Genomic DNA, 20,251 nt, shown 5'->3' with positions numbered 1-20,251 from the left:
AGACGGCCCTGCGTTGCTGCAATCGATTCACAGGATCGATTGCTCCGCTCCTCACCCTCACCATGACGGCTGATCGTCGTGTCCCGAGGCGCACACGTCGCCCGCTGAAGCCTTGAAGCAGGGCGCGTTCAAGCTTGACACATCTCCTCACGCGCCCTTAGCATCCAACCCGCGTCTCCTACCACCGGAGGTCACGCATCCAGCCGCAACAACGGACAGAGGTTCCAATGCGCCGAGTCACTTCTCACGAAAATCACATCCGAATTTCTGAGAAGTTGGTGGTTCATGGGCACTTTGAATCTGGGCATCCTCGCCCATGTGGATGCAGGCAAGACTAGCCTTACCGAAAGACTGCTTTTCAACGCCGGCGTCATCGACAGGCTCGGTAGCGTCGATACCGGCGATACACACACGGACAATCTCGAACTCGAGCAGCAGCGCGGCATCACGATCCGGGCTGCGGTGGTGTCGTTTAAGATCGGCGACAGGACCATCAATCTGATCGACACGCCCGGCCACCCGGATTTCATCGCCGAGGTCGAGCGGGTGCTGGGATTGCTGGATGCCGCAGTCGTCGTGGTCTCCGCGGTCGAGGGTGTGCAGGCGCAGACCCGTGTGCTGATGCGGGCGCTGCGGCGGCTCGGCGTTCCCTTCGTCTTCTTCATCAATAAGGTCGACCGTCTCGGTGCACGCTATCAGGAGGTGCTGGAGGCGCTTGCCGCTCAACTCTCGGTCCGGCCGATCGCCATGTCCACGATTATCGATGCAGGCAGCAAGCTTGCCCGGGTCGAGGCGCTCGCTCTGAGAGACGAGCCGCTTTTTTCGGCGCTTTGCGAGGCGCTCGGGGAAAATGACGAGGCGATACTTGATGACTATGTGCTCGCTCCCGAACGACTGACAGAGGAAAGGCTTGGGCGCTCTCTGGCCGATCAGGTGGCGCGCGGCCTCGTGCATCCCGTCTTTGCGGGTGCTGCGATGACCGGTGTCGGCATATCAGACCTGGCATCGGCCTTTACGACGATCTTACCGGCGCGACGACCCGATGCGGATGGTCCGGTCGCGGGCAAGATCTTCAAGATCGAGCGCGGCTGGGCGGGGAAAAGCTGTGCTATCTCTCCCTGACCTCAGGCACGGTACGGCTCCGGCAATATCTGGATCTGCCGAAAGGCCCGGGACGGGTGACCGCGATCCAGGTGTTCGAGGATGGCCGGATCCATGGCGCCGAGAGCCTCCGCGCCGGGCAGATCGCACGCGTCAGCGGCCTGGCCGGAGCGCGGATCGGCGACGCAGTGGGCTCCGATCGGTTTTCCAGCGGGCAGGCTCACTTTGCGCCGCCGGCACTCGAAACCCGCGTGCTTGCCCGTCGCCCGTCCGACAAGGCGGCGCTCTGGCTAGTGCTGAGCCAGATGGCCGAACAGGACCCGTTGATCAGTCTGCGTCGCAACGAGGAGACGGACGAGGTGTTCGTCTCGCTTTATGGCGAGGTGCAGAAGGAGGTGATCCAATCGACGCTGCTGACGGATTTCAGTCTCGATGCCAGCTTCGAGGAAAGCACGGTCATCCTCGCGGAGAGGCCTGTGGGAATTGGGACCGGCCTGCAGATCCTCTTCAAGGAACCCAATCCGTTTCTCGCGACCGTCGGGCTGCGCGTCGAACCCCGCCCTCCTGGGGCGGGCAACAGCTTCGCACTGGAAGTGGAGGTCGGCCAGATGCCGGTCGCCTTTTACCGGGCGGTCGAGGAAGCCGTGTTCGAGACGCTGAACCAGGGAATTTTCGGCTGGCAGGTCATCGATTGCCATGTGGCGATGACGGCGGTCCGGCATAGTTCGCCGGCAAGCACCGCCGCCGATTTCCGGCAGTTGACACCCTGGGTGCTGGCCACGGCGCTGTCGGCCGCGCAGACCGTGCTCTGCGAGCCGGTTGACCGCTTTCATCTCGAGGCGCCGGCGGAAAATCTAAGCGGCGTGCTGACCTTGCTTGCGAGATCAGCCGCGATGACGACGGATTCGGTGATCGCCGATGGCGTCGCCCGGCTCGAAGGCACCATGGCGTCTCAGATGGTGCGGAGCGTCCAGCAGCAATTGCCGGGGCTGACGAGCGGGGCGGGGACCATGGAAACCGCTTTCGATCACTATGTGCCGATGGCGGGGCCCCCGCGCCTGCGCCGGCGTTCGGGGCCTAATCCATTCAACAGTGCGGAATATCTGCTGCGTTTGCGCCGGGATAGCTTAGGGGTATCGCTAAACGGCTGAGCTTTGCATCGGAGCTCAAGAGAGCTCATGCTGAGGTGGGTAGGCAGAAAGGCCGGAGCCTCGAAGCACGGGGCGGGCGCTCCGACTTGGTGGATGGAAGCGGCGTTTGCGGGCGATGCTTCGAGGCTCCGCCCTACGGGCTGCGCGCACCTCAGCATGACGGCGGTGGAGTTTGCCGCTTAAAAAAGGCGGCCCTCTCGAACCGCCTTCCATTATCCTCAGGCCGCCAGCGAGGCGATGTCGATGACGAAGCGGTAGCGGACGTCGCTCTTCAGGACGCGTTCATAGGCTTCGTTGACCTGGTCGATGTTGATTTTCTCGATCTCGGAGACGATGTTGTGCTTGCCGCAGAAATCCAGCATTTCCTGGGTTTCCTTGATCGAGCCGATCATCGATCCGGAGATGCTCTTGCGGCCTGGGATGATCGAGAAGGCATGCACCGGGATCGGATTTTCCGGCGCGCCGACGACCACGAAGGAGCCGTCCACCTTCAGGAGGCCGAGATAGGCGTTCCAATCGATCTCGGCGCTGACGGTGCAGATGATCAGGTCGAACGTGCCGGCGAGCTTGGTGAAGGTTTCCGGGTCGTTGGTGGCGTAATATTCCCTGGCGCCGAGCTTCAGACCGTCTTCCTTCTTGGAAAGGCTCTGGGAGAGAACGGTGATATCGGCGCCCATGGCCGAGCCCAGCTTGACGCCCATGTGGCCGAGGCCGCCCATGCCGACGATCGCGACCTTCTTGCCGGGGCCGGCATTCCAGTGACGCAGCGGCGAATAGAGCGTAATGCCGGCACAGAGCAGCGGCGCGGAGGCATCGAGCGGCAGATTGTCAGGAATGGACATAACATAGCCCTCCTTGACGACGATCGAGTCGGAATAGCCGCCCTGGGTGCGTGTCTTGCCGTCGGCTTCGAAGTCATTGTAGGTGCCGCTGAGACCCGGCATGTATTGTTCGCGGTCGAGGTCACGCTCGGCGCAGCCGATGCAGGAATCGACGAAGCAGCCGACGCCGACGCGGTCGCCGACCTTGAACTTGGTGACGGAGGAGCCGACGGCCGAGACGATGCCGGCGATCTCATGGCCGGGCACGATCGGATAGACGGCGTTCTTCCACTCGTTGCGGACGGTGTGGATGTCCGAATGGCAGATGCCGGCAAACTTGATTTCGATGACCACGTCATCGGGGTTCGGGTTGCGGCGTTCGAAGGTGAAAGGGGTCAGCGGCTTGGAAGCGTCGGTTGCGGCGTAGCCTCTTGCAATAGGCATGGGAACCTTCCTTTTCGTTTATGGGAGGGGTTGAGCGGGATGGGGGACTATTGCTTGGAACGGCGGGAGAGGGTTAGAGCGATCCTCTCAGCTTTTTGCATGATCCTGCAAAAGTGAGGCGCCCGCCTGTTTGCGAAACGGCTGAAGCACTCTAGATAGAGGCGGTATCGACGGCGTCGGACAATCGACAGAAAGAGTTGCCGCATGACCTTGCCCTTCAGCCCCTATCAGGAAATCGTCGACATCGCGATGCGCTTCGCGCCTGGCGACGGCGAGTTCTCGACTGCCATCGGCAATCTTCATGTCAGCCGCCGCTCCAAGCCGAGCGATCCCTTGCACAGCAGTTACCGGCCCTGTTTCGCTTTCGTGCTGCAGGGCGCCAAAAGCCTGCAGCTTGGCACGGAGCAGATCAGCTACGGCACCGGGGATTATCTCCTGACTTCGCTCGACCTGCCGGTCGCCTGGCGCGTCACGGAGGCGAGCCCCGATGTGCCGCATCTCTGTCTCGGGCTGGCAATCGATTCCGAGAAACTGCTGGAGCTGCTCAGCCGCATCGATATCCCGCGCCCGGCCGCCCATACAGACGGTCAGCGCGGGATGGTGGTGAACGTCGCGCCGCCGGAGCTGATGGATGCGGCCGTCCGCCTGCTGCGCTTGCTCGATCGTCCAGGTGACATTCCCGCCATGGCGCCGCTGATCGAGCAGGAAATTCTTTACCGGGTGCTGACCGGACCGCACGGCGCACGGCTGATCAATATCGCCACTGCCGACAGCCACAGCAACCGGATCGCGCGCGCCGTTGCCTGGCTGAAGGAGAATTTCGCGCGGCCGCTGCGCATCGAAGACCTTGCCGAGCGGGTCAACATGAGCGTGTCGTCCTTCCATCACCATTTCAAGTCGGTCACGGCGATGACGCCCGTCCAGTATCAGAAGCAGCTTCGCCTGCACGAGGCCCGCCGGCTGATGCTCGTCGAGCGGCTCGATGCCGGCACGGCCGGCCACCGGGTCGGTTATCAGAGCCCGTCGCAGTTCAGCCGCGAATACAGCCGCCTCTATGGCGCGTCACCAGCCCGCGATGTCGACGGCGTGCGCGAGATCATAGCGGCCGGATAGCGCTGGGGCGGCTGCCGGCCTGCCATTAAAGGATGTTTGACCTTTCCCGGCTAGGCTGGCGCCATCCATCAAGCAGGCACCGCCGTCCGCATGACGCAAGCACCGTTCCTTTCAATTGTCGCGCCTTGTCACAACGAGGAAGAAGGCCTGCGCGAATTCTGCCGCCGCGCCGCCGCTGCCGCGCAGAGCGTCGCCGGCGACGCCTTCGAACTCATTCTCGTCGATGACGGCTCATCTGACGCTACCTGGGAAATCATTTTGGATCTGGCGGCAAAAGTGCCGCAGGTGCTCGGCGTCCGTCTCCTGCGTAATCACGGCCACCAGCTGGCATCGACGGCGGGTCTTTCGGCGTCGCGGGGCGAGCGCGTGCTCCTGATCGACGCCGATCTCCAGGATCCGCCCGAGTTGCTGTTGATGATGATGCCGATCATGGAGCGCGGCGCCGATGTCGTCTACGGCCAGCGCACGCGCCGAGAGGGCGAAACCTGGTTCAAGCTCGCCTCCGCGTCGCTCTTCTACCGCGCGCTCACGAGGCTCGCTTCCGTGACCATTCCGCGCGATACCGGCGATTTCCGGCTGATGCGCCGGCGCGTCGTCGATATTCTGCTGGCGATGCCGGAGCGCGATCGCTTCATCCGCGGCATGGTGAGCTGGATCGGCGGCCGGCAGGTGGCTCTTCCTTATGAGCGGGACCCTCGTTTTGCCGGCACGACGAAATATCCGCTGCGAAAGATGATCAATTTCGCCCTCGATGCGATCACCAGCTTTTCGACGACGCCGCTGCGCATCGCCACATGGCTCGGCATGATCAGCGCCGGAGTTGCGGTCGCGCTGCTGGTCTATACTTTCATTCGCTGGCTGCAGGGCGAAACCGTCACCGGCTGGTCGTCCATCATGGCAGCCGTCAGTGTCTTCAGCGCCATCCAGCTGATCTGCATCGGCATCATCGGCGAGTATCTCGGCCGTCTGGTGCAGGAGAGTAAGAAGCGGCCGATGTTCATGATCGAGACCATCCTGCGCGGCAGCGAGCAGACCGAGCTGCCGGCCGCTTTTTCGGAGATGAGCGCCGGCGACAAGCGTGCCGCAGTAGACGCGGCCCTGGCATCCGATAAGCCGTCGCGCCCGCAAAAGAACGGCCGGATCGGCTGATGGACCGCATTGCGAGGTCTTCAATGGCGGCAGCCGAGCCTATGGAGCTGGCCGAGCGGCAGGATTCCACCATTGCGATTGTCGCCTTCGTGGGACTTGCGGCGATCCTGATCATACTGTTTCCCTTTCCGCCGGTGCTCGACTACGCCAACCACTACGCCCGCATCTGGCTTCTTTCCGGCGGCATCAGCGAGCAGCCGTTTTCTCAGATCTACGCGGTCGATTGGAATCGCACCTTCACTAATGTCGGAATCGATCTTCTCGCCTTCTTGCTGGGGCCGCTCGTCGGCGCTGACAGGCTGGCGCGAGCATTGCTTTTTTTGGCAATCGTGTTGCCGCCGATCGGTGCGATCGGGCTGCACCGTGCGCTCTTCGGCGGTCGGCACTATTGGCAGATCGCCATGCTGTCGTTCGGCTGGTGCGCGACGATGATCGGCGGGTTCATCAATTTTCAGATCGGTCTTGGCATGGCATTGCTCTTCTCGTGCATCGACCTGCGGCTGCAGGGCGGAAATCCGGTCTGGACTTTTGCCTGGCGGCTCGCCGCCGCACTGCTGCTGACGGTGATGCACATCTTCTCGCTCGGGTTCTATATCGCGATCGTCTGCGGCCTCGAATTTTCCTGGCGCATCGACATATTGCGATCAAAGACCGCGTTGGCGAGGCTTACCGCCCGCTTGGCGCTGGCGATCAGTGTCTGCGCCCTACCGCCGCTCGCGTTGTACCTCCGCACTGCTGCTTTACCGGATGCCGGCGGGAGTGGCCTTGGGCTTGCCTGGAACGATGGCGTCATCCTGATCCTCATAAACCTTGTCTCCGCCATCACGACCTATGTTCCATTGGTGGACGTCGTGCTGATTCTGCCACTGATCCTCATATGCACGCGGGCCGCACGTGCGGGCGACATGCAGGTGCATGCGGGGCTTGCCGTTACCGCCTGCGGATTATTGCTTCTTTCCTGTATTTCGCCGCGACACGCTCTCGGCACCGGCTGGATCAGCTGGCGCTTTCCGATCATGACGGCTTTCGTCGCCATGGCGATGATGTGCCCGTTCGCCAGTTTGACACGCCGGCAGGCGCTGTCGCTGGCGCTGATCATCAATCTCGCGGTCTTCGGCCGAGCCGGCTGGATCGGCTGGAATTGGTGGCTGGCGCAGAAAGATGTCGCGGCTGTCGAGACTGTGCTGAGAAAGATACCTGCCGGCGCGGCCGTGCTGCCTCTGGGGCATGAACCGGAGACCGCCAGCAGCCTTGCCCATTCCAATCGGCACTTTGCCTGGGGTTTGGATACCTTCCGGCATCTGCCGACGCTCGCCGTGCCGTTCTCGCATGCTTTCGTGCCGACGCTCTTCACGGCAAAGGGCAAGCAGCCGCTTTCCGTCCTGCCGCCATGGTCAGAGATCGCGGTTCCCGAGGGAAATCTGGTGTCGATCAGCGTACTTTCATGCCCGACAATGATGCGGGAGTATAAGGATTTTACGCCCTATCTGTCGGATTGGCGCAGGCGTTTCGATTTCATTCTCGTCGCCAATGCCGATATCCCTGACCGCTATGTCGGCAGCTTGATGCCGGCGGGACTGACGCTCATCGAGGATGCCGGTTTCGCGCAGCTTTATGCGATCGACAAGGTAATGCCGGCGGAACCTCTCTCCATCCCGGCCGGTTGCGCCAGGGCGTCCTAGTTAGAGCGGTTCAGCTTTTCACGGAAGCGCAGAACCGCTCTAAGCTCTTGGATTTACGCAATTCCCGGCAAAAGCAGTTCGCGCTTTGCCCGGCAAAAGCGGTTCGCGCTTTGCCCGGGAAAACCTCGCACTTTTCCTGGAATTGCTCCAGGCTGCCGATGCAGTGCATGTTCGGCTCTAAAAACCGCCGCTCGTCCTGAGCTCGACAGCAAGCTTTTGTGCCTGTCGTGCCGTGTCTTCGTCGGAAATCAGGATGTTGCCCAGGCCGGACAGCAGCACGGCTGCGATCGCCTGCGCCTTGTTCAGGCCCCCTGACGCGAAGACGACATTGGGAATGACGCGCAGGGCCTCCAGCTCGGGAGCGATCGCGCACCTGTTTATCGCATGGTCGATCGGCCGCCCGATCTTATCGACGAACTGGCCGAGCACGTCACCACAGGCACCGGCTGCGAGCAATTCCTCGATGTTGATGTTGCGTGGCAAGCCGTAGCGCATCAGCAGCGAACGCTCGGTCATGTCACCGATGCTGAGCACGATGATATCATTGGCCTCGATTTGTCGAAAGGCTGATTCAAAAACATCCTGCCGTACGATTGCCGTCCGCGATTCCGGGCTGCCGGCATAGATCGGAGCAGCCAGATAGGAGCATTCGGCATTGAGTTGGCGGGCAAGATCGCTTGCAATGTCAAAGGTATTAATTTCGATGCCGTGCGTCAGCCCGCCCATGACCGAATTGACGCAGATATCAGGCCGTCTGAGGGAAGGCATATGCCGCACCATCTCGCGGAGCGTCGCTCCCCACCCGACGCCGACGCCGCGGATATTGCCGCCGTTCAGCAGCTGGACGAGATAATCGGCGGCCGCCTGGCCGAGCAGGACCGGGATCAGTTCCGCATCCTCGGGCGTCGGTACGATAATTGCCCGATTGAGGTTGAATTCTGCCGCCAGCTGCTGCTCCAGGGCGACACAGGACGTCAGCCGGGAATTGAGGGTGATCGTCACAAGGCCAGATCGGCGCGCCTCAGCGATGATCTTGTTGACGCGAAGCCTGTTGGTCGAAAGTGCTTCTGCGATTTCACCTTGGGTGCGTCCCTCCATGTAATAGAGCCAGACCACGCGCACCTGCATCTGTTCGTCCGGGAGCGCTACGGGCGCGGAAGAAGCATTTCTGTTCTGTGACATGCGATAATCTGCGCCTCCGCTTCGACGCCATGGATCTCAAATCCCCGGCGCTTGTCAATCGCCGGAGGCCGTGTCAGCCGCTTCACCTCGATCGGTCGGTTCGCCGGCCGGTCGACTTGTTGAAGGGATGCAAGGCTTCCATGCGTACATGACACGAAATGCGATCACTTTCCCGCAGATGTCGATCGGTAGGCACGCTCGCGATGATACGCTTTCGGCTGTCGTCGATGCGCAGATGTACGTTGTTCTCATCGCCGACGGTTTCGATCAATTCGACATGGGCATCGAACCGGAGATCGTGCGCCGATCCGGCGCCGAGGTTGATCGCACCAGGTCTGATGCCGACGAGATCCGTGTCCCTGGGAAACGCGCGGTCGCTGGGGCCGAGTTCATCTAGATCGATCAGGTTCATCGGCGGAGAACCGATAAAGCCGGCAACGAAGACAGTTTCGGGACGGCGATACACCTCGACGGGTGTCCCGATCTGCTCGATTCGGCCGCCATTCATGACGACGAGCCTGTCGGCGAGGGTCATCGCCTCAAGCTGGTCGTGCGTCACATAGAGACTGGTCGTCTTGAGCTGCCGCTGCAACCTGCGAATTTCGACACGCATTCGCACGCGAAGCTTCGCATCCAGATTGGATAAGGGTTCGTCGAAGAGGAAGGCGGCGGGATCGCGGACGATGGCGCGGCCCATGGCAACGCGTTGGCGCTGTCCGCCCGAGAGCTGACGGGGGCGTCGCTCGAGGAATTCGCCGATTTCCAGAATGTCGGCGGCGTCCGCGATCCGCCGGTTGATCTCGTGGCGAGGAACGCGGCGGTTCTTGAGCCCGTATTCGAGATTCTGCCGAACGGTCATGTGAGGATAGAGCGCGTAGTTCTGGAAGACCATCGCAATGTTGCGGTCGGCCGGATCGACATGGCCAACGTCGTTGCCTGATATCCTGAGATGCCCGGAGCTTATGACTTCGAGACCCGCAATCATCCGCAGTAAGGTCGATTTTCCGCATCCTGATGGGCCGACCAGCACAATCATCTCGCCGTCCGCGACAGTCAGATTGATCCCTTTCACCGCGGGAACCGGTCCGTAGTTCTTCTTCAGGTCGATCAGTTCGATAGCCGCCATAACATCCTTCCTCCGAGGTCGTCATACATTTGTAACATACTATTGACATTTGTAACAAGTGACCCCAACCTTGTTTTATAGCCACTCTGGGAGGGGTTGACCGGCGCTCGGCGCACCGGTCGGCGAACAAAGGCAATGGAGAGGAAAACGAAATGACGGCAATGTCTTCAATAGGATCCCGTATCGGGCGGACGATCCGGTCATTCGGGGCGGGCGCTGCACTGATGACACTCGGATTGGCAAATGCAGGCCACGCCAGCGCCGCCGATCGCGTCAAGGTCGAATGGTGGAACGCGGCAGGCGGCCGTCTGGCCGAGATCACCAACAAGCTGATTGCCGACTTCAACGCCTCGCAGGACAAATACGAGGTCGTCGGCATCGGCAAAGGCAATTACGAGGAGACCATGGCGGCGATGGTGGCCGCCTACCGCGTCCACCAGCAGCCGGTGCTGATCCAGGCGGCCGAGCGGGGATTCCTGACCATGTACAATTCCGGCGCCATCATTCCGGTGCCGCAGCTGATGGAGAAGGAAGGCTACAAGATCGACTGGAACGATTTCGTCGCGCCGGTCGCCGGTTTCTATCTGGTCGACGGCAAGCCGGCGGCGATGCCCTTCAACAGCTCGACGCCGATCTTCTGGTACAATGCCGATCACTTCAAGGCAGCCGGCTTCGACAAGCCGGGCGAGACCTGGCAGGAGCTCGACAAGCAGCTGCGCGCCATCAAGGAGAAGGGCGTTTCGAAGTGCCAGATGGCGCTCGCCAACGACTTCTACTGGAGCCTGATCGAGAATTACGCGGCGATCCAGGACCAGCCTTACGGCACCAAGGCGAATGGCTTCGGCGGCCTCGACACCGAATTCATCTTCAACAAGAGCCCGCTTGTCGTCGGCCAGGTGACGCGCCTCAAGACATGGCTCGACGCCGGCATCCTGCAGATCGCCGGGCAGGGACTCTCGCCCGACCAGCTGTTCACCTCGGGCACCTGCTCGACCTATGTGGCCTCCACCGCGGCGCATGCTGCCGTCGAAAGCGGTGCGAAATTCAATTGGAGCGCAACCTTCCTGCCGCATGAGGAAGGCATCCAGCCGAAGAACAGCACTATCGGCGGCGGCGCGCTCTGGGTCCTGAAAGGCAAGTCGGAGGAAGAATATGCCGGCGCTGCCGCCTTCCTGAACTTCCTCGCCTCACCGAAGACGCAGGTCTGGTGGAGCAAGCAGACCGGCTATGTGCCCGTCACCAACGCCGCCTATGAACAGGCCAAGTCCGAGGGCTATTTCAAGGATCACCCGACCCGCGAAATCGCCATTCTCCAGCTGACGCGCGGCACGCCGACCGATAATTCGCGCGGCTTCCGCTTCGGCAATCATAACCAGTCGATGGCGCTTCTGGTGGAAGAAATCCAGGGTGTGTGGACCGGCCAGAAGACCCCGCAGCAGGCGCTGGATGCGGCGGCGGCGCGCGGCAACCAGATCCTTCGCCAGTATGAGCAGCTTCATGCAGCAAAGTAGAACCATGGGAAAGATGGAAGGCGCCGCCCGGCGCCTTCGCATCCCGGATCTTCTGTCGACGGGGCGCTCCATCGGGCAGCCTTCGGAGGCCGGGTTGAAGTCCGCCCACTTCAACAGGCCGTGGCTTGCCTTCGGCCTCGTTGCGCCGCAGCTGCTGATCCTGCTGTTCTTCTTTTTCATCCCGTCCTACAAGGCGCTGTCACTGGCCTTCGTTCAGGTCGATCCCTTCGGCGGCACGCAGATTTTCGTCGGGCTCACGAATTTCTACAATCTCTTTGCCAGCCCGGAATATCGCGGCAGCGCACTGTTCACGCTGTGGTTCACCGTTGCACAGAACGCCGCAACGCTTCTGCTTGCCGGTCTGTTCGCCTTCGCGACCGATTTCGTGATCAGGGGCAGGGGGATCTACAAGAGCATCATCCTGCTTCCCTATGCGATCGCGCCTGTCATTTCGGGCGTGATTTGGGCCTTTTTGTTCAACCCGGCGGTGGGGCCAATCGCGCAGCTTCTCCATGGGTTCGGCTTCGAATGGGACCCGAACCGGCGGCCATTCGATGCGCAGCTTCTGGTGACGATCGCTTCGGTCTGGAAGAATGTCTGCTACGACTACATCTTCCTCGTCGCCGCATTGCTGGCCGTGCCTGCCTCGCTGCTGGAGGCGGCAAAACTCGATGGCGCAGGACCCGTCCGGCGCTTCTTCACCATTTCGCTTCCCCTGATCTCGCCGACGATCTTCTTCCTCGTGGTGATGAACTTCGTCTACGGCCTGTTCGAAACCTTCGGTATCATCGACGCGGTCACCCGCGGCGGTCCGGCGGGGGCGACGAACAGCCTGGTCTACAAGGTCTATCAGGATGGTTTCGTGCAGCTCGACCTCGGCTCGTCGGCCGCGCAATCGGTGCTTTTGATGCTGATCGCCATCCTCTTCACCATCGTTCAATTCCGTGCGCTCGAGCGCAAGGTCAATTACCAGGTGTAGCCATGCCCGAACGCCATCTCGGCCTTTCGATCTTCTGCCACGCCATATTGCTGATCGGCGCGGTTTTCGTCTGCCTGCCGCTCTATTTCGCCTTCGTCGCCGGCTCGCTGACTTTGCAGGAAGTTCAACAGGCGCCGTTCCCGCTTTTGCCTGGCTCGCATTTTTTCGAAAACCTGGCTGCCGCCTGGCAGCAGGGCGAGTTCTCGCAGCTGTTCCTGAATTCGATCATCGTCACCGCCGGCATCGTCGTCGGCAAGCTGGCGATCTCGCTGATCGCCGCGTTCGGCGTCACCTATTTCCGCTTTCCGTTCCGCATGACGGCGTTCTGGCTGATCTTCGTGTCGCTGATGCTTCCGGTCGAGGTCCGCATCATTCCAACCTACGAAGCGGTCGCCGATGCCTCCGGGCCGGTCCGTTGGCTCGCCGGCATCATCGGCCTTTCCGGCGTCGTCGAAGGACTGACGGGATACAGCATCGAAGCCTCGTTGAAATGGAACATGGTCAACAGCTATGCCGGCCTGATCCTGCCGCTGATCGCCTCCGCCTCGGCAACCTTCCTGTTCCGGCAGTTCTTCCTGACCGTTCCCGACGAGCTTTGCGAGGCGGCCAAGCTCGATGGCGCCGGTCCCCTGAAATTCTTCAAGGATATCTTGCTGCCGCTGTCGAGCGCCAATATCGCGGCGCTCTCGATCATCTTGTTTCTCTACGGCTGGAACCAGTATTTGTGGCCGCTGCTCTTTACCACCGACAAGGAGATGGGAACGGCGGTGCTCGGGCTGAAGCAGCTCGTTCCGGTCTCCGACTCCGCGCCTGCCTGGAACATTGCGATGAGTGCTGCGCTGCTCGTCATGCTGCCGCCTGCGGCCGTCATTCTCTTCATGCAACGCTGGTTCACCAAGGGGCTGGTGGACTCCGGAAAGTAACAGGCCGAACTTCAAGGATATTCAGACGATGGTGCATATCATCGGCCACCGCGGTGGCCGCAATCTCTGGCCCGAAAACAGTCTTTCGGGCTTCCGCAAACTGGCGCAACTGCCGGTCGATGGCGTGGAGTTCGACATCCACCTGACGCGCTCGGGTGAAATGCTCGTCATTCACGACCCGACGCTCGAACGCACGACGGATGCACATGGGCCGGTTGCCGATCTCGGCCCCGGAAAACATCGGGAAATCAGCCTCAAGGACAGCGACGGGGAGGCGGTCCCGACGCTGGAAGAGGTGCTTGCCGTCTTCAAGGACACGCCGCTCGAGCTTCATATCGAACTGAAGACCGATGCCGACGGGACGCCTTACGAGGGGCTGGCCGCCAAGGCATTCGCCGCCGTCGAGCGGCTTGGGCTTGTGGGGCGGTCGATCCTGACGAGCTTTCATCCCGACGTGCTTGCCGACATTCGCAAGGCCGCTTCGGGAGTTCGCACTTTGTCGTCCTTCGACGCCAAGTCGGCCGAGCGTCTCGGCCTTGCGAGCGGCCTCAGCCTGATGAAGCAGCGCTCGGATATCATCGCCGTCGAGAAGTCGCTGCTTCAGGCGAAGTGGGACGAGATCACCCAACTCGTGCCGCTCGACCGGCTCGGCGCCTGGGTCCCGAACGAGATGAGCGATCTCGAATACTGGCTTGCCAAACCGATCCGGCAGATCACCACGGACCGGCCGGATCTCGCCCTGCAGGCGCGGAGGTGAGGCATGCTCGATAGCCGCATCGATCATCCCGGCACGCGAGGCGCCATGGACAGCATCGACCTCGTGATCTTCGATTGCGACGGCGTGCTGATCGACAGCGAGCCGATCGCCAGCCGTACGCTTGCGGAAATGCTGCAAGGCGCCGGTATTGCGATCAGCGCTGCGGAGGCCCATGTCAAATTCACCGGCAATTCGGAAAGCATCATCGCCGAAATGTGCCGGCGCGAATACGGAATCAGCGATGTCGCCGCGCTATTCGAGCGGTGGCATCTTCATCTGTTCGAGGAATTCGCCCGTTCGCTGAAGCCGATGGCCGGCATTGCCGAGGTCGTCAACAGCCTCGACCGTCCGAAATGCGTCGCCTCGAACAGCACGATGCGGCGGCTGCGCAACAGCCTGGGCAAGCTCGATCTCTGGGGCGCCTTCGAAGAGAGCGTGTTCAGCGCCGAAGCCGTTTCCCGGCCGAAGCCGGCGCCCGACTTGCTGCTGCATTGCGCCGAGCGTTTTCGGGCCCAGCCAGCCAGATGCATCATGATCGACGACAGCGTTCATGGTGTGGCGGCGGCAATCGCCGCAGGCATGACGGCCATCGGATTCGTCGATCCGGCCGATCCGCGGCCCGGTCGCCGCGCGGTGCTCGATGCCGCCGGAGCTGCCGCCGTTGCGACGGGGGCAGGGGAGCTCACCGCCATTCTGGAAAATGTCGGAGGAAGGCTCTGACGGCATCTGCCCAGCGTGTTGGCCTCCTTGCCATTGCGCTACGACTGCGTAATGTCAGCCTCTTTGGAGGCCGCGATCTTTCCAGACATAGAGTTTCAAAATCCGGCCGCGGCTGCCCATCAACCCGATCTCAGGCGAATTGAAGCGAGACCATGAGCGACACATTCCACACCGCAGAAGCCGGCGCCAAATATGTCATCGGCGTCGATGTCGGCACCGGCAGCGCCCGGGCGGGCCTGTTCGATATGGCCGGCAGCATGCTGGCCTCCGCCAAGCGCAATATCAGCGTGTTTCATGAGGCTGGTTCCATCGTCGAACAATCGAGCAGCGAAATCTGGAGCGCTGTGTGCGCCGCCGTGCGAGAGGCGGTTGTCGCAGCCGGCGTCGATCCGGCTTCCGTGGTCGGGCTCGGCTTCGACGCCACCTGCTCGCTCGTCGTTCTCGGCAAAGGCGGCAGGCCGCTGCCCGTCGGGCCTTCGGAAGATCCGGAACGGGACATCATCGTGTGGATGGACCACCGTGCCGTTCCGCAGGCGGAGCGCATCAACGCCTTCGGGCATGATGTGCTGCGCTATGTCGGCGGCCGCATCTCGCCCGAGATGGAAACTCCCAAGCTTCTCTGGCTCAGGGAAAACCGCCCCCAGGTGTTCGATGCCGCCCGGCAATTCTTCGACCTTGCGGATTTCCTCACCTGGCGGGCGACCGGCGACCTCTCGCGCTCGACCTGCACCGTCACCTGCAAGTGGACCTATCTCGCCCATGAGAAGCGCTGGGACGGCAGCTATTTCCATCAGATCGGCCTCGGCGTGCTGGCGGACGAAGGTTTTGCCCGCATCGGCACCTCCATCGTCGAGCCCGGTTCGGCGCTAGGTCAGGGACTGACCGTTGCTGCGGCAGAGGACCTCGGCCTGGTGCCGGGAACGGCGGTCGCGGCCGGGCTGATCGATGCCCATGCCGGCGGCGTCGGCACCGTCGGCGCCGATCCGCAGGCCAATCTCGCCTATGTCTTCGGGACCTCCTCCTGCACGATGACCTCGACGGCGGATCCGTCTTTCGTTTCCGGCGTCTGGGGACCCTATTATTCGGCGATGGTGCCGGGTCTTTGGCTGAACGAAGGCGGCCAGAGTGCCGCCGGCGCGGCGATCGACCAGCTCCTCTCCTTCCATCCCGCGGCCGGCGAGGCGAGGGAGCTTGCGACGAGCGCCGGCACTGCGCTGCCGGTCCTGCTTGCCGACATGGCCGCCGGCAGGGGGGGCCGTGCTTCCGATGCGGTCAGGCTGGCGGCTGGGCTGCATGTCGTTCCCGAGTTCCTCGGCAACCGCGCGCCCTTTGCCGATCCGCATGCCCGAGCTGTTATCGCCGGTCTCGGCATGGAGCGGGATCTCGACAGCCTGGTTTCACTCTACATCGCTGGGCTTTGCGGCATCGGCTACGGCCTCAGACAGATCATCGAAACGCAGGCCGAGGCGGGCGTCAGCGTCGAAAACATCGTCATCAGCGGCGGCGCCGGCCAGCACGATTTCGTCCGCCAGGTGCTCGCCGATGCGAGCGGCAAGCCGGTGGTCGCCACGGAGGCCGAAGAGCCGGTGCTGCTCGGCGCAGCGATCCTCGGGGCCGTCGCCGGCCGCCAATTTGCCGATGTGCGCGCGGCGATGGGCGAACTCACGAGGGTGGAAACACGCTTTCAGCCGTCAGACGGCGAGGTTTCCGACCTCCACCGCAAGCGTTACGAAGCCTTCAAGGAGCTGCAGACGCTGGCGCGCAAGCTTCGCAGCGATGGCTGACATGGCTGCGCGACAAACGTTTCGGGACTAATTGTTAATGGCGATGATCGCCCAATGGCTCTCGTCGCAGGCGTTGTCGTCGCAGACCGCGCCATCCAGACGGCGCCGTTGGCGAGCATGACGCCGTCGCTGCTGACGAAGAGATCCTGATATTGCTGGCGGCCGACGGCGCGGCGGGTCTCCGGCGTCACCAGATCGTCGAAATTCTCGACAAAATCCTCGGCGTTCTCGACATCGTAGGTCTCGCCGTTCACCTTGACGGTCAGTGGATATTCGGCAAGGCCGGCAACGCTCTCGGCGTCGCCGGAGCGCATCGCCGCAACGAGCTGGCGCAGCGGCCGGTCGAAGCCCGCGGCATCGCCGTGCAACTCCTCGATACGGTCATAGACCTCGCTATCCGACTGCGCGGCGGCGCGGTCGGCGAAGGGCGGCGCTGCCAGGAGCATCGCTCCGGCCAGGAGAAGGGCAGCAAAATGGCGCGACATGGAAGGCTCCCGGCAAATGACGTTCGACAAGCATTATGCAATCGCCATCAGTGTCCGCCTATCCAATTCTGGTGCCGCGCCCGCCTTTCTCGTATAAAAATCTGCCGGGCCTGGCTTGACGGCCCGTTCGGTTTGCCGCATAAAGATCACGAACCGTACCGTACGGTACGTATGTGGGAGCCGTGACCTTGTCTGTCGATACTGCAGAGCCGAGCGAATTTTCGCCGCGCCAGAACGCCGTTCTGGAGCAGGCGCTGCGGCTGCTCGTCGATGGCGGCGAGAAGGCGCTGACGACCTCTGGGGTCGCGCGCGCCGCCAATTGCTCCAAGGAAAGCCTCTACAAGTGGTTCGGTGACCGGGACGGTCTGCTCTCGGCGATGATCGCCTATCAGGCGAGCAAGGTGCGCACCTTCGAGCGCAACGGCGAGCGGCTGACGGCGGCGAGCCTGCACGACCATGTTGTCATCTTCGCGCGCGATCTGCTGGAAGTGCTGGCCGGCGATGTCTCGCTGGCGCTGAACCGGCTGGCGATCGGCCAGTCCCATCGCGACGGCTCGAAGCTCGGCAAGCTGCTGCTGGAGCGCGGCCGCCGCCAGATCGACCGGCGCGCCATGGCGCTGATCGATGCCGGCAAGAGGGCAGGGCTGCTGCGCTTTGCCGATGCCGACGAAGCCTATCATACGCTATACGGCCTTGTCGTTTCCGATCTGCATGTGCGCATGCTGCTCGGCGAACCCGGCCTCAAGGATACCGCGCGCCAGGCGGAGAAGGCGGTGACCGCCTTCCTCCGGCTCTACGGCACGGAAAAGGTACTGGCGGAGATGCCGGCTCTCGGCTGATTTCGCCTTAATGACAGTCAATAGGACAAGCACAAGGGAAGGAACTTCAAATGCGCGTCTATTACGATCGTGATGCCGATCTCAACCTCATCAAGGCCAAGAAGGTCGCCGTCATCGGCTACGGCTCGCAGGGCCGTGCCCATGCGCTGAACCTCAAGGACAGCGGCGCCCAGAACCTCGTCATAGCTCTCAAGGCCGGCTCGCCCACAGTCAAGAAGGCCGAAGCCGACGGCTTCAAGGTCATGACGGTTGCCGAAGCCGCCGGCTGGGCCGACCTGATGATGATGGCGACGCCGGACGAGCTGCAGGCAGACATCTACAAGGCCGATATCGCGCCGAACATCCGTGACGGCGCAGCGATTGCCTTCGCTCACGGCCTCAACGTTCACTTCGGCCTGATCGAGCCGAAGGCTTCGGTCGACGTCGTCATGATCGCGCCGAAGGGCCCGGGCCACACGGTTCGCGGCGAATACCAGAAGGGCGGCGGCGTTCCCTGCCTCGTTGCCGTTCACCAGAACGCATCCGGCAACGCGCTTGAACTCGCTCTCTCCTACGCCTGCGGCGTCGGCGGCGGCCGTTCGGGCATCATCGAAACCAACTTCCGGGAAGAGTGCGAAACCGACCTCTTCGGCGAACAGGTCGTTCTCTGCGGCGGTCTCGTCGAGCTCATCCGCGCCGGTTTCGAAACGCTCACCGAAGCTGGTTATGCGCCTGAAATGGCCTATTTCGAGTGCCTGCACGAAGTGAAGCTGATCGTCGACCTGATCTATGAAGGCGGCATCGCCAACATGAACTACTCGATCTCCAACACGGCCGAGTGGGGCGAATACGTCACCGGTCCGCGCATCATCACCGAAGAAACCAAGGCCGAGATGAAGCGCGTCCTCAAGGACATCCAGACCGGCAAGTTCACCTCCGAGTGGATGCAGGAATACCGCTCCGGTGCTGCCCGCTTCAAGGGCATCCGCCGCAACAACGACAGCCACCAGATCGAGGAAGTCGGCGCCAAGCTGCGCGGCATGATGCCCTGGATCGGGAAGAACAAGCTGGTCGACAAGTCGGTCAACTAAGCTGTTTCGCTAACAGTAGACGGGGAGGCCGGGATGAAAGCTCCAGCCTCCAGACTGCTGATAACCCCTGGCTGAGCTGGGGGTTATTTGATTCATTGCGACATGCTGAAGAAAGCCTGCTCGGGGATCGAGCACCGGTGGGTGGTGGATCACATCGCCAACGAAGAGGCGAGCTTCGGTTTGTTGGGAACGGAACTGGAGTTGATCGGTTAGTGCGATATATTCGATCTACTTCAGGGACCAAATGCCTAAGGCCGGAATTCTTACCTTTCACCGCTGCATAAATTATGGCTCCTATTGGCAGGCACGCTGTCTGGCCGAAGGCCTCGCGTCCATGGGAATAGAAGCCGTTCTGCTGGAACACATGTCCGATCGCGTGAACCGCGCGGAATGGCAATGCGCACTGCAACCGCTGCTTCCTGCCACCACGCCGAAGGAAGACTACCCGCTCTACAAAGCGAAGATCCGGAAATTCTTTCACGCGTTCGCCAGCTTACCTCTTTCATCGCCTTTTCCCTTGGAGAACCCAGCCGCGATGGACGACTATTCGCTCATTGTCGTGGGCAGCGACGAGGTGTGGAACCTTCGCCATCCTTGGTATGGCGGGTATCCGCTGTTTTATGGTGAAGGGGTGCGATGCGGACGGCTTGTTTCCTATGCCGCGACGTTTGGAAGCCTGACATCGTCGCAGCGACTGGAGGGTTGGGCAGAAAAGCTGCGAAAGTTCTCTCATATTTCCGTCCGGGACCTCCATTCGGAGCTGATCATCCGCGAGACATTGGGACTGGAGCCCGAACTCGTTCTCGACCCGTGCCTGCAATTTCCGCAGATGATGAAGGCGAGCAGGGATGACGGGGAGGCGGCAGCCTATATAGCCGTCTATGGGCACAGTTTTCCCACGTGGTTCCAGGATGCAGTGCGCCGGTGGGCAGGAGACCGGGGCTATCGGCTTGTCAGCATCGGCTATCGGAACGATTGGGCCGACGAGCAATGGATTGACGCCGGGCCGGAGGACTTCGCCACATTCATTTCCGGAGCAAAGGCTGTCGTAACGAACTTCTTTCATGGATGCGTGTTCTCGCTTGTCAACGAGAAGCCATTTGCATGTGTCCTCTCCGATTACCGCTCTAATAAGATACGCGATCTAACGCGGCTCGTCCGAGCCGAACATCATGTACTGACCGAAGATACGACACCATCGGATCTGGATACTATCCTCGATAACCCGCTTCCTGTGGGCATTTCGCAGCGAATATCTTCGCTGCGCGATACATCCAACACCTATCTCAGCCATGCCCTGCAATAGCTCCGGTCAACAAAATCGGCTCACGCCGGGCATCGCTCCCAAGGATATTGCAGGCTCCGGCTGCTGCATCGGCTGCGGCTCCTGTGCCGCAAGGTCAGCGCGACCGGA

Annotated in this window: 15 protein-coding genes and 2 pseudogenes; 13 read left to right on the top strand and 4 right to left on the bottom strand. The window is 61.8% G+C overall.

The window, feature by feature from the left end:
- Positions 1-285: 285 nt before the first annotated feature.
- Positions 286-2,252: pseudogene (locus tag RHE_RS14125) on the top strand (GTP-binding protein).
- Between the two features lie 218 nt (positions 2,253-2,470).
- Here RHE_RS14125 and RHE_RS14120 read toward each other — a convergent pair.
- Positions 2,471-3,517 (bottom strand): NAD(P)-dependent alcohol dehydrogenase, encoded by a 1,047-nt coding sequence (locus tag RHE_RS14120; protein WP_011426005.1) that lies wholly within the window; start codon positions 3,515-3,517, stop codon positions 2,471-2,473.
- A 204-nt stretch (positions 3,518-3,721) separates the two neighbouring features.
- On the opposite strand from RHE_RS14120, the gene RHE_RS14115 reads away from it, so the two are divergent.
- The 3 genes from RHE_RS14115 to RHE_RS14105 all read left to right on the top strand — a co-directional run bounded on the left by RHE_RS14115 (position 3,722) and on the right by RHE_RS14105 (position 7,461).
- Positions 3,722-4,630, top strand: a complete 909-nt coding sequence (locus RHE_RS14115; RefSeq protein WP_011426004.1) for an AraC family transcriptional regulator — start codon at positions 3,722-3,724, stop codon at positions 4,628-4,630.
- Positions 4,631-4,720: 90 nt separating this feature from the next.
- Positions 4,721-5,779 (top strand): glycosyltransferase family 2 protein, encoded by a 1,059-nt coding sequence (locus RHE_RS14110; protein ID WP_011426003.1) that lies wholly within the window; start codon positions 4,721-4,723, stop codon positions 5,777-5,779.
- On the top strand, positions 5,779-7,461 hold the full coding sequence (locus tag RHE_RS14105) for a hypothetical protein (RefSeq protein WP_042118735.1): 1,683 nt from the start codon (positions 5,779-5,781) through the stop codon (positions 7,459-7,461). Before RHE_RS14110 ends, RHE_RS14105 begins: the two co-directional genes overlap by 1 nt.
- A 177-nt stretch (positions 7,462-7,638) precedes the next feature.
- Here the strand turns inward: RHE_RS14105 and RHE_RS14100 are convergent, their stop codons facing one another.
- Both RHE_RS14100 and ugpC read right to left on the bottom strand, forming a co-directional pair.
- Entirely contained in the window at positions 7,639-8,643 is a 1,005-nt protein-coding gene (locus RHE_RS14100; RefSeq protein ID WP_011426001.1) for a sugar-binding transcriptional regulator, read from the bottom strand.
- 82 nt (positions 8,644-8,725) lie between these two features.
- On the bottom strand, positions 8,726-9,769 hold the full coding sequence (ugpC, locus tag RHE_RS14095; protein ID WP_011426000.1) for a sn-glycerol-3-phosphate ABC transporter ATP-binding protein UgpC: 1,044 nt from the start codon (positions 9,767-9,769) through the stop codon (positions 8,726-8,728).
- 152 nt (positions 9,770-9,921) lie between these two features.
- Between ugpC and RHE_RS14090 the strand changes: the two genes are divergently transcribed.
- The 6 genes from RHE_RS14090 (at position 9,922) to RHE_RS14065 (ending at position 16,443) form a co-directional block, all read left to right on the top strand.
- Positions 9,922-11,280: an extracellular solute-binding protein gene (locus RHE_RS14090; protein WP_042118732.1), complete on the top strand. Its 1,359-nt coding sequence runs from the start codon at positions 9,922-9,924 to the stop codon at positions 11,278-11,280.
- Positions 11,267-12,259: an ABC transporter permease subunit gene (locus RHE_RS14085; RefSeq protein ID WP_042118731.1), complete on the top strand. Its 993-nt coding sequence runs from the start codon at positions 11,267-11,269 to the stop codon at positions 12,257-12,259. Before RHE_RS14090 ends, RHE_RS14085 begins: the two co-directional genes overlap by 14 nt.
- 2 nt (positions 12,260-12,261) lie before the next feature.
- Positions 12,262-13,182 carry an ABC transporter permease subunit gene (locus RHE_RS14080; RefSeq protein WP_011425997.1) on the top strand — a complete coding sequence of 307 codons (921 nt, stop codon included), beginning with the start codon at positions 12,262-12,264 and terminating at the stop codon, positions 13,180-13,182.
- 28 nt (positions 13,183-13,210) lie between these two features.
- A complete protein-coding gene (locus tag RHE_RS14075; protein WP_011425996.1) occupies positions 13,211-13,939 on the top strand; it encodes a glycerophosphodiester phosphodiesterase family protein in 729 nt (242 codons plus the stop codon).
- Positions 13,940-13,942: 3 nt separating this feature from the next.
- Complete coding sequence (locus RHE_RS14070) at positions 13,943-14,659, top strand: HAD family hydrolase (RefSeq protein WP_011425995.1); 717 nt, start codon at positions 13,943-13,945, stop codon at positions 14,657-14,659.
- A 152-nt stretch (positions 14,660-14,811) separates the two neighbouring features.
- The gene (locus tag RHE_RS14065) at positions 14,812-16,443 is read left to right on the top strand and encodes an FGGY-family carbohydrate kinase (protein ID WP_011425994.1); all 1,632 of its coding nucleotides are present in this window, start codon (positions 14,812-14,814) and stop codon (positions 16,441-16,443) included.
- Positions 16,444-16,470: 27 nt separating this feature from the next.
- Here the strand turns inward: RHE_RS14065 and RHE_RS14060 are convergent.
- Positions 16,471-16,928, bottom strand: a pseudogene (locus tag RHE_RS14060) (hypothetical protein).
- A 173-nt stretch (positions 16,929-17,101) separates the two neighbouring features.
- Between RHE_RS14060 and RHE_RS14055 the strand changes: the two are divergent.
- The 3 genes from RHE_RS14055 to RHE_RS14045 all read left to right on the top strand — a co-directional run bounded on the left by RHE_RS14055 (position 17,102) and on the right by RHE_RS14045 (position 20,143).
- Entirely contained in the window at positions 17,102-17,767 is a 666-nt protein-coding gene (locus RHE_RS14055) for a TetR/AcrR family transcriptional regulator (RefSeq protein ID WP_187331690.1), read from the top strand.
- Positions 17,768-17,817: 50 nt separating this feature from the next.
- Entirely contained in the window at positions 17,818-18,837 is a 1,020-nt protein-coding gene (gene ilvC / locus RHE_RS14050; RefSeq protein ID WP_004668557.1) for a ketol-acid reductoisomerase, read from the top strand.
- Between the two features lie 244 nt (positions 18,838-19,081).
- Positions 19,082-20,143, top strand: a complete 1,062-nt coding sequence (locus RHE_RS14045; protein WP_011425991.1) for a polysaccharide pyruvyl transferase family protein — start codon at positions 19,082-19,084, stop codon at positions 20,141-20,143.
- The last annotated feature ends 108 nt before the right edge of the window (positions 20,144-20,251 follow it).

This window comes from Rhizobium etli CFN 42 (assembly GCF_000092045.1).
GTDB lineage: Bacteria > Pseudomonadota > Alphaproteobacteria > Rhizobiales > Rhizobiaceae > Rhizobium > Rhizobium etli.
Note: the sequence above shows the minus strand (reverse complement) of the source record. Positions and strands in the feature narration are given on the sequence as shown.

Coding starts and splice junctions, on each gene's coding strand:
- ilvC (WP_004668557.1), top strand. CDS start 17,818: ATGCGCGTCTATTACGATCGTGATGCCGATCTCAACCTCATCAAGGCC.
- RHE_RS14090 (WP_042118732.1), top strand. CDS start 9,922: ATGACGGCAATGTCTTCAATAGGATCCCGTATCGGGCGGACGATCCGG.
- RHE_RS14045 (WP_011425991.1), top strand. CDS start 19,082: ATGCCTAAGGCCGGAATTCTTACCTTTCACCGCTGCATAAATTATGGC.
- RHE_RS14115 (WP_011426004.1), top strand. CDS start 3,722: ATGACCTTGCCCTTCAGCCCCTATCAGGAAATCGTCGACATCGCGATG.
- RHE_RS14100 (WP_011426001.1), bottom strand. CDS start 8,643: ATGTCACAGAACAGAAATGCTTCTTCCGCGCCCGTAGCGCTCCCGGAC.
- RHE_RS14105 (WP_042118735.1), top strand. CDS start 5,779: ATGGACCGCATTGCGAGGTCTTCAATGGCGGCAGCCGAGCCTATGGAG.
- ugpC (WP_011426000.1), bottom strand. CDS start 9,769: ATGGCGGCTATCGAACTGATCGACCTGAAGAAGAACTACGGACCGGTT.
- RHE_RS14065 (WP_011425994.1), top strand. CDS start 14,812: ATGAGCGACACATTCCACACCGCAGAAGCCGGCGCCAAATATGTCATC.
- RHE_RS14085 (WP_042118731.1), top strand. CDS start 11,267: ATGCAGCAAAGTAGAACCATGGGAAAGATGGAAGGCGCCGCCCGGCGC.
- RHE_RS14080 (WP_011425997.1), top strand. CDS start 12,262: ATGCCCGAACGCCATCTCGGCCTTTCGATCTTCTGCCACGCCATATTG.
- RHE_RS14110 (WP_011426003.1), top strand. CDS start 4,721: ATGACGCAAGCACCGTTCCTTTCAATTGTCGCGCCTTGTCACAACGAG.
- RHE_RS14075 (WP_011425996.1), top strand. CDS start 13,211: ATGGTGCATATCATCGGCCACCGCGGTGGCCGCAATCTCTGGCCCGAA.
- RHE_RS14070 (WP_011425995.1), top strand. CDS start 13,943: ATGCTCGATAGCCGCATCGATCATCCCGGCACGCGAGGCGCCATGGAC.
- RHE_RS14120 (WP_011426005.1), bottom strand. CDS start 3,517: ATGCCTATTGCAAGAGGCTACGCCGCAACCGACGCTTCCAAGCCGCTG.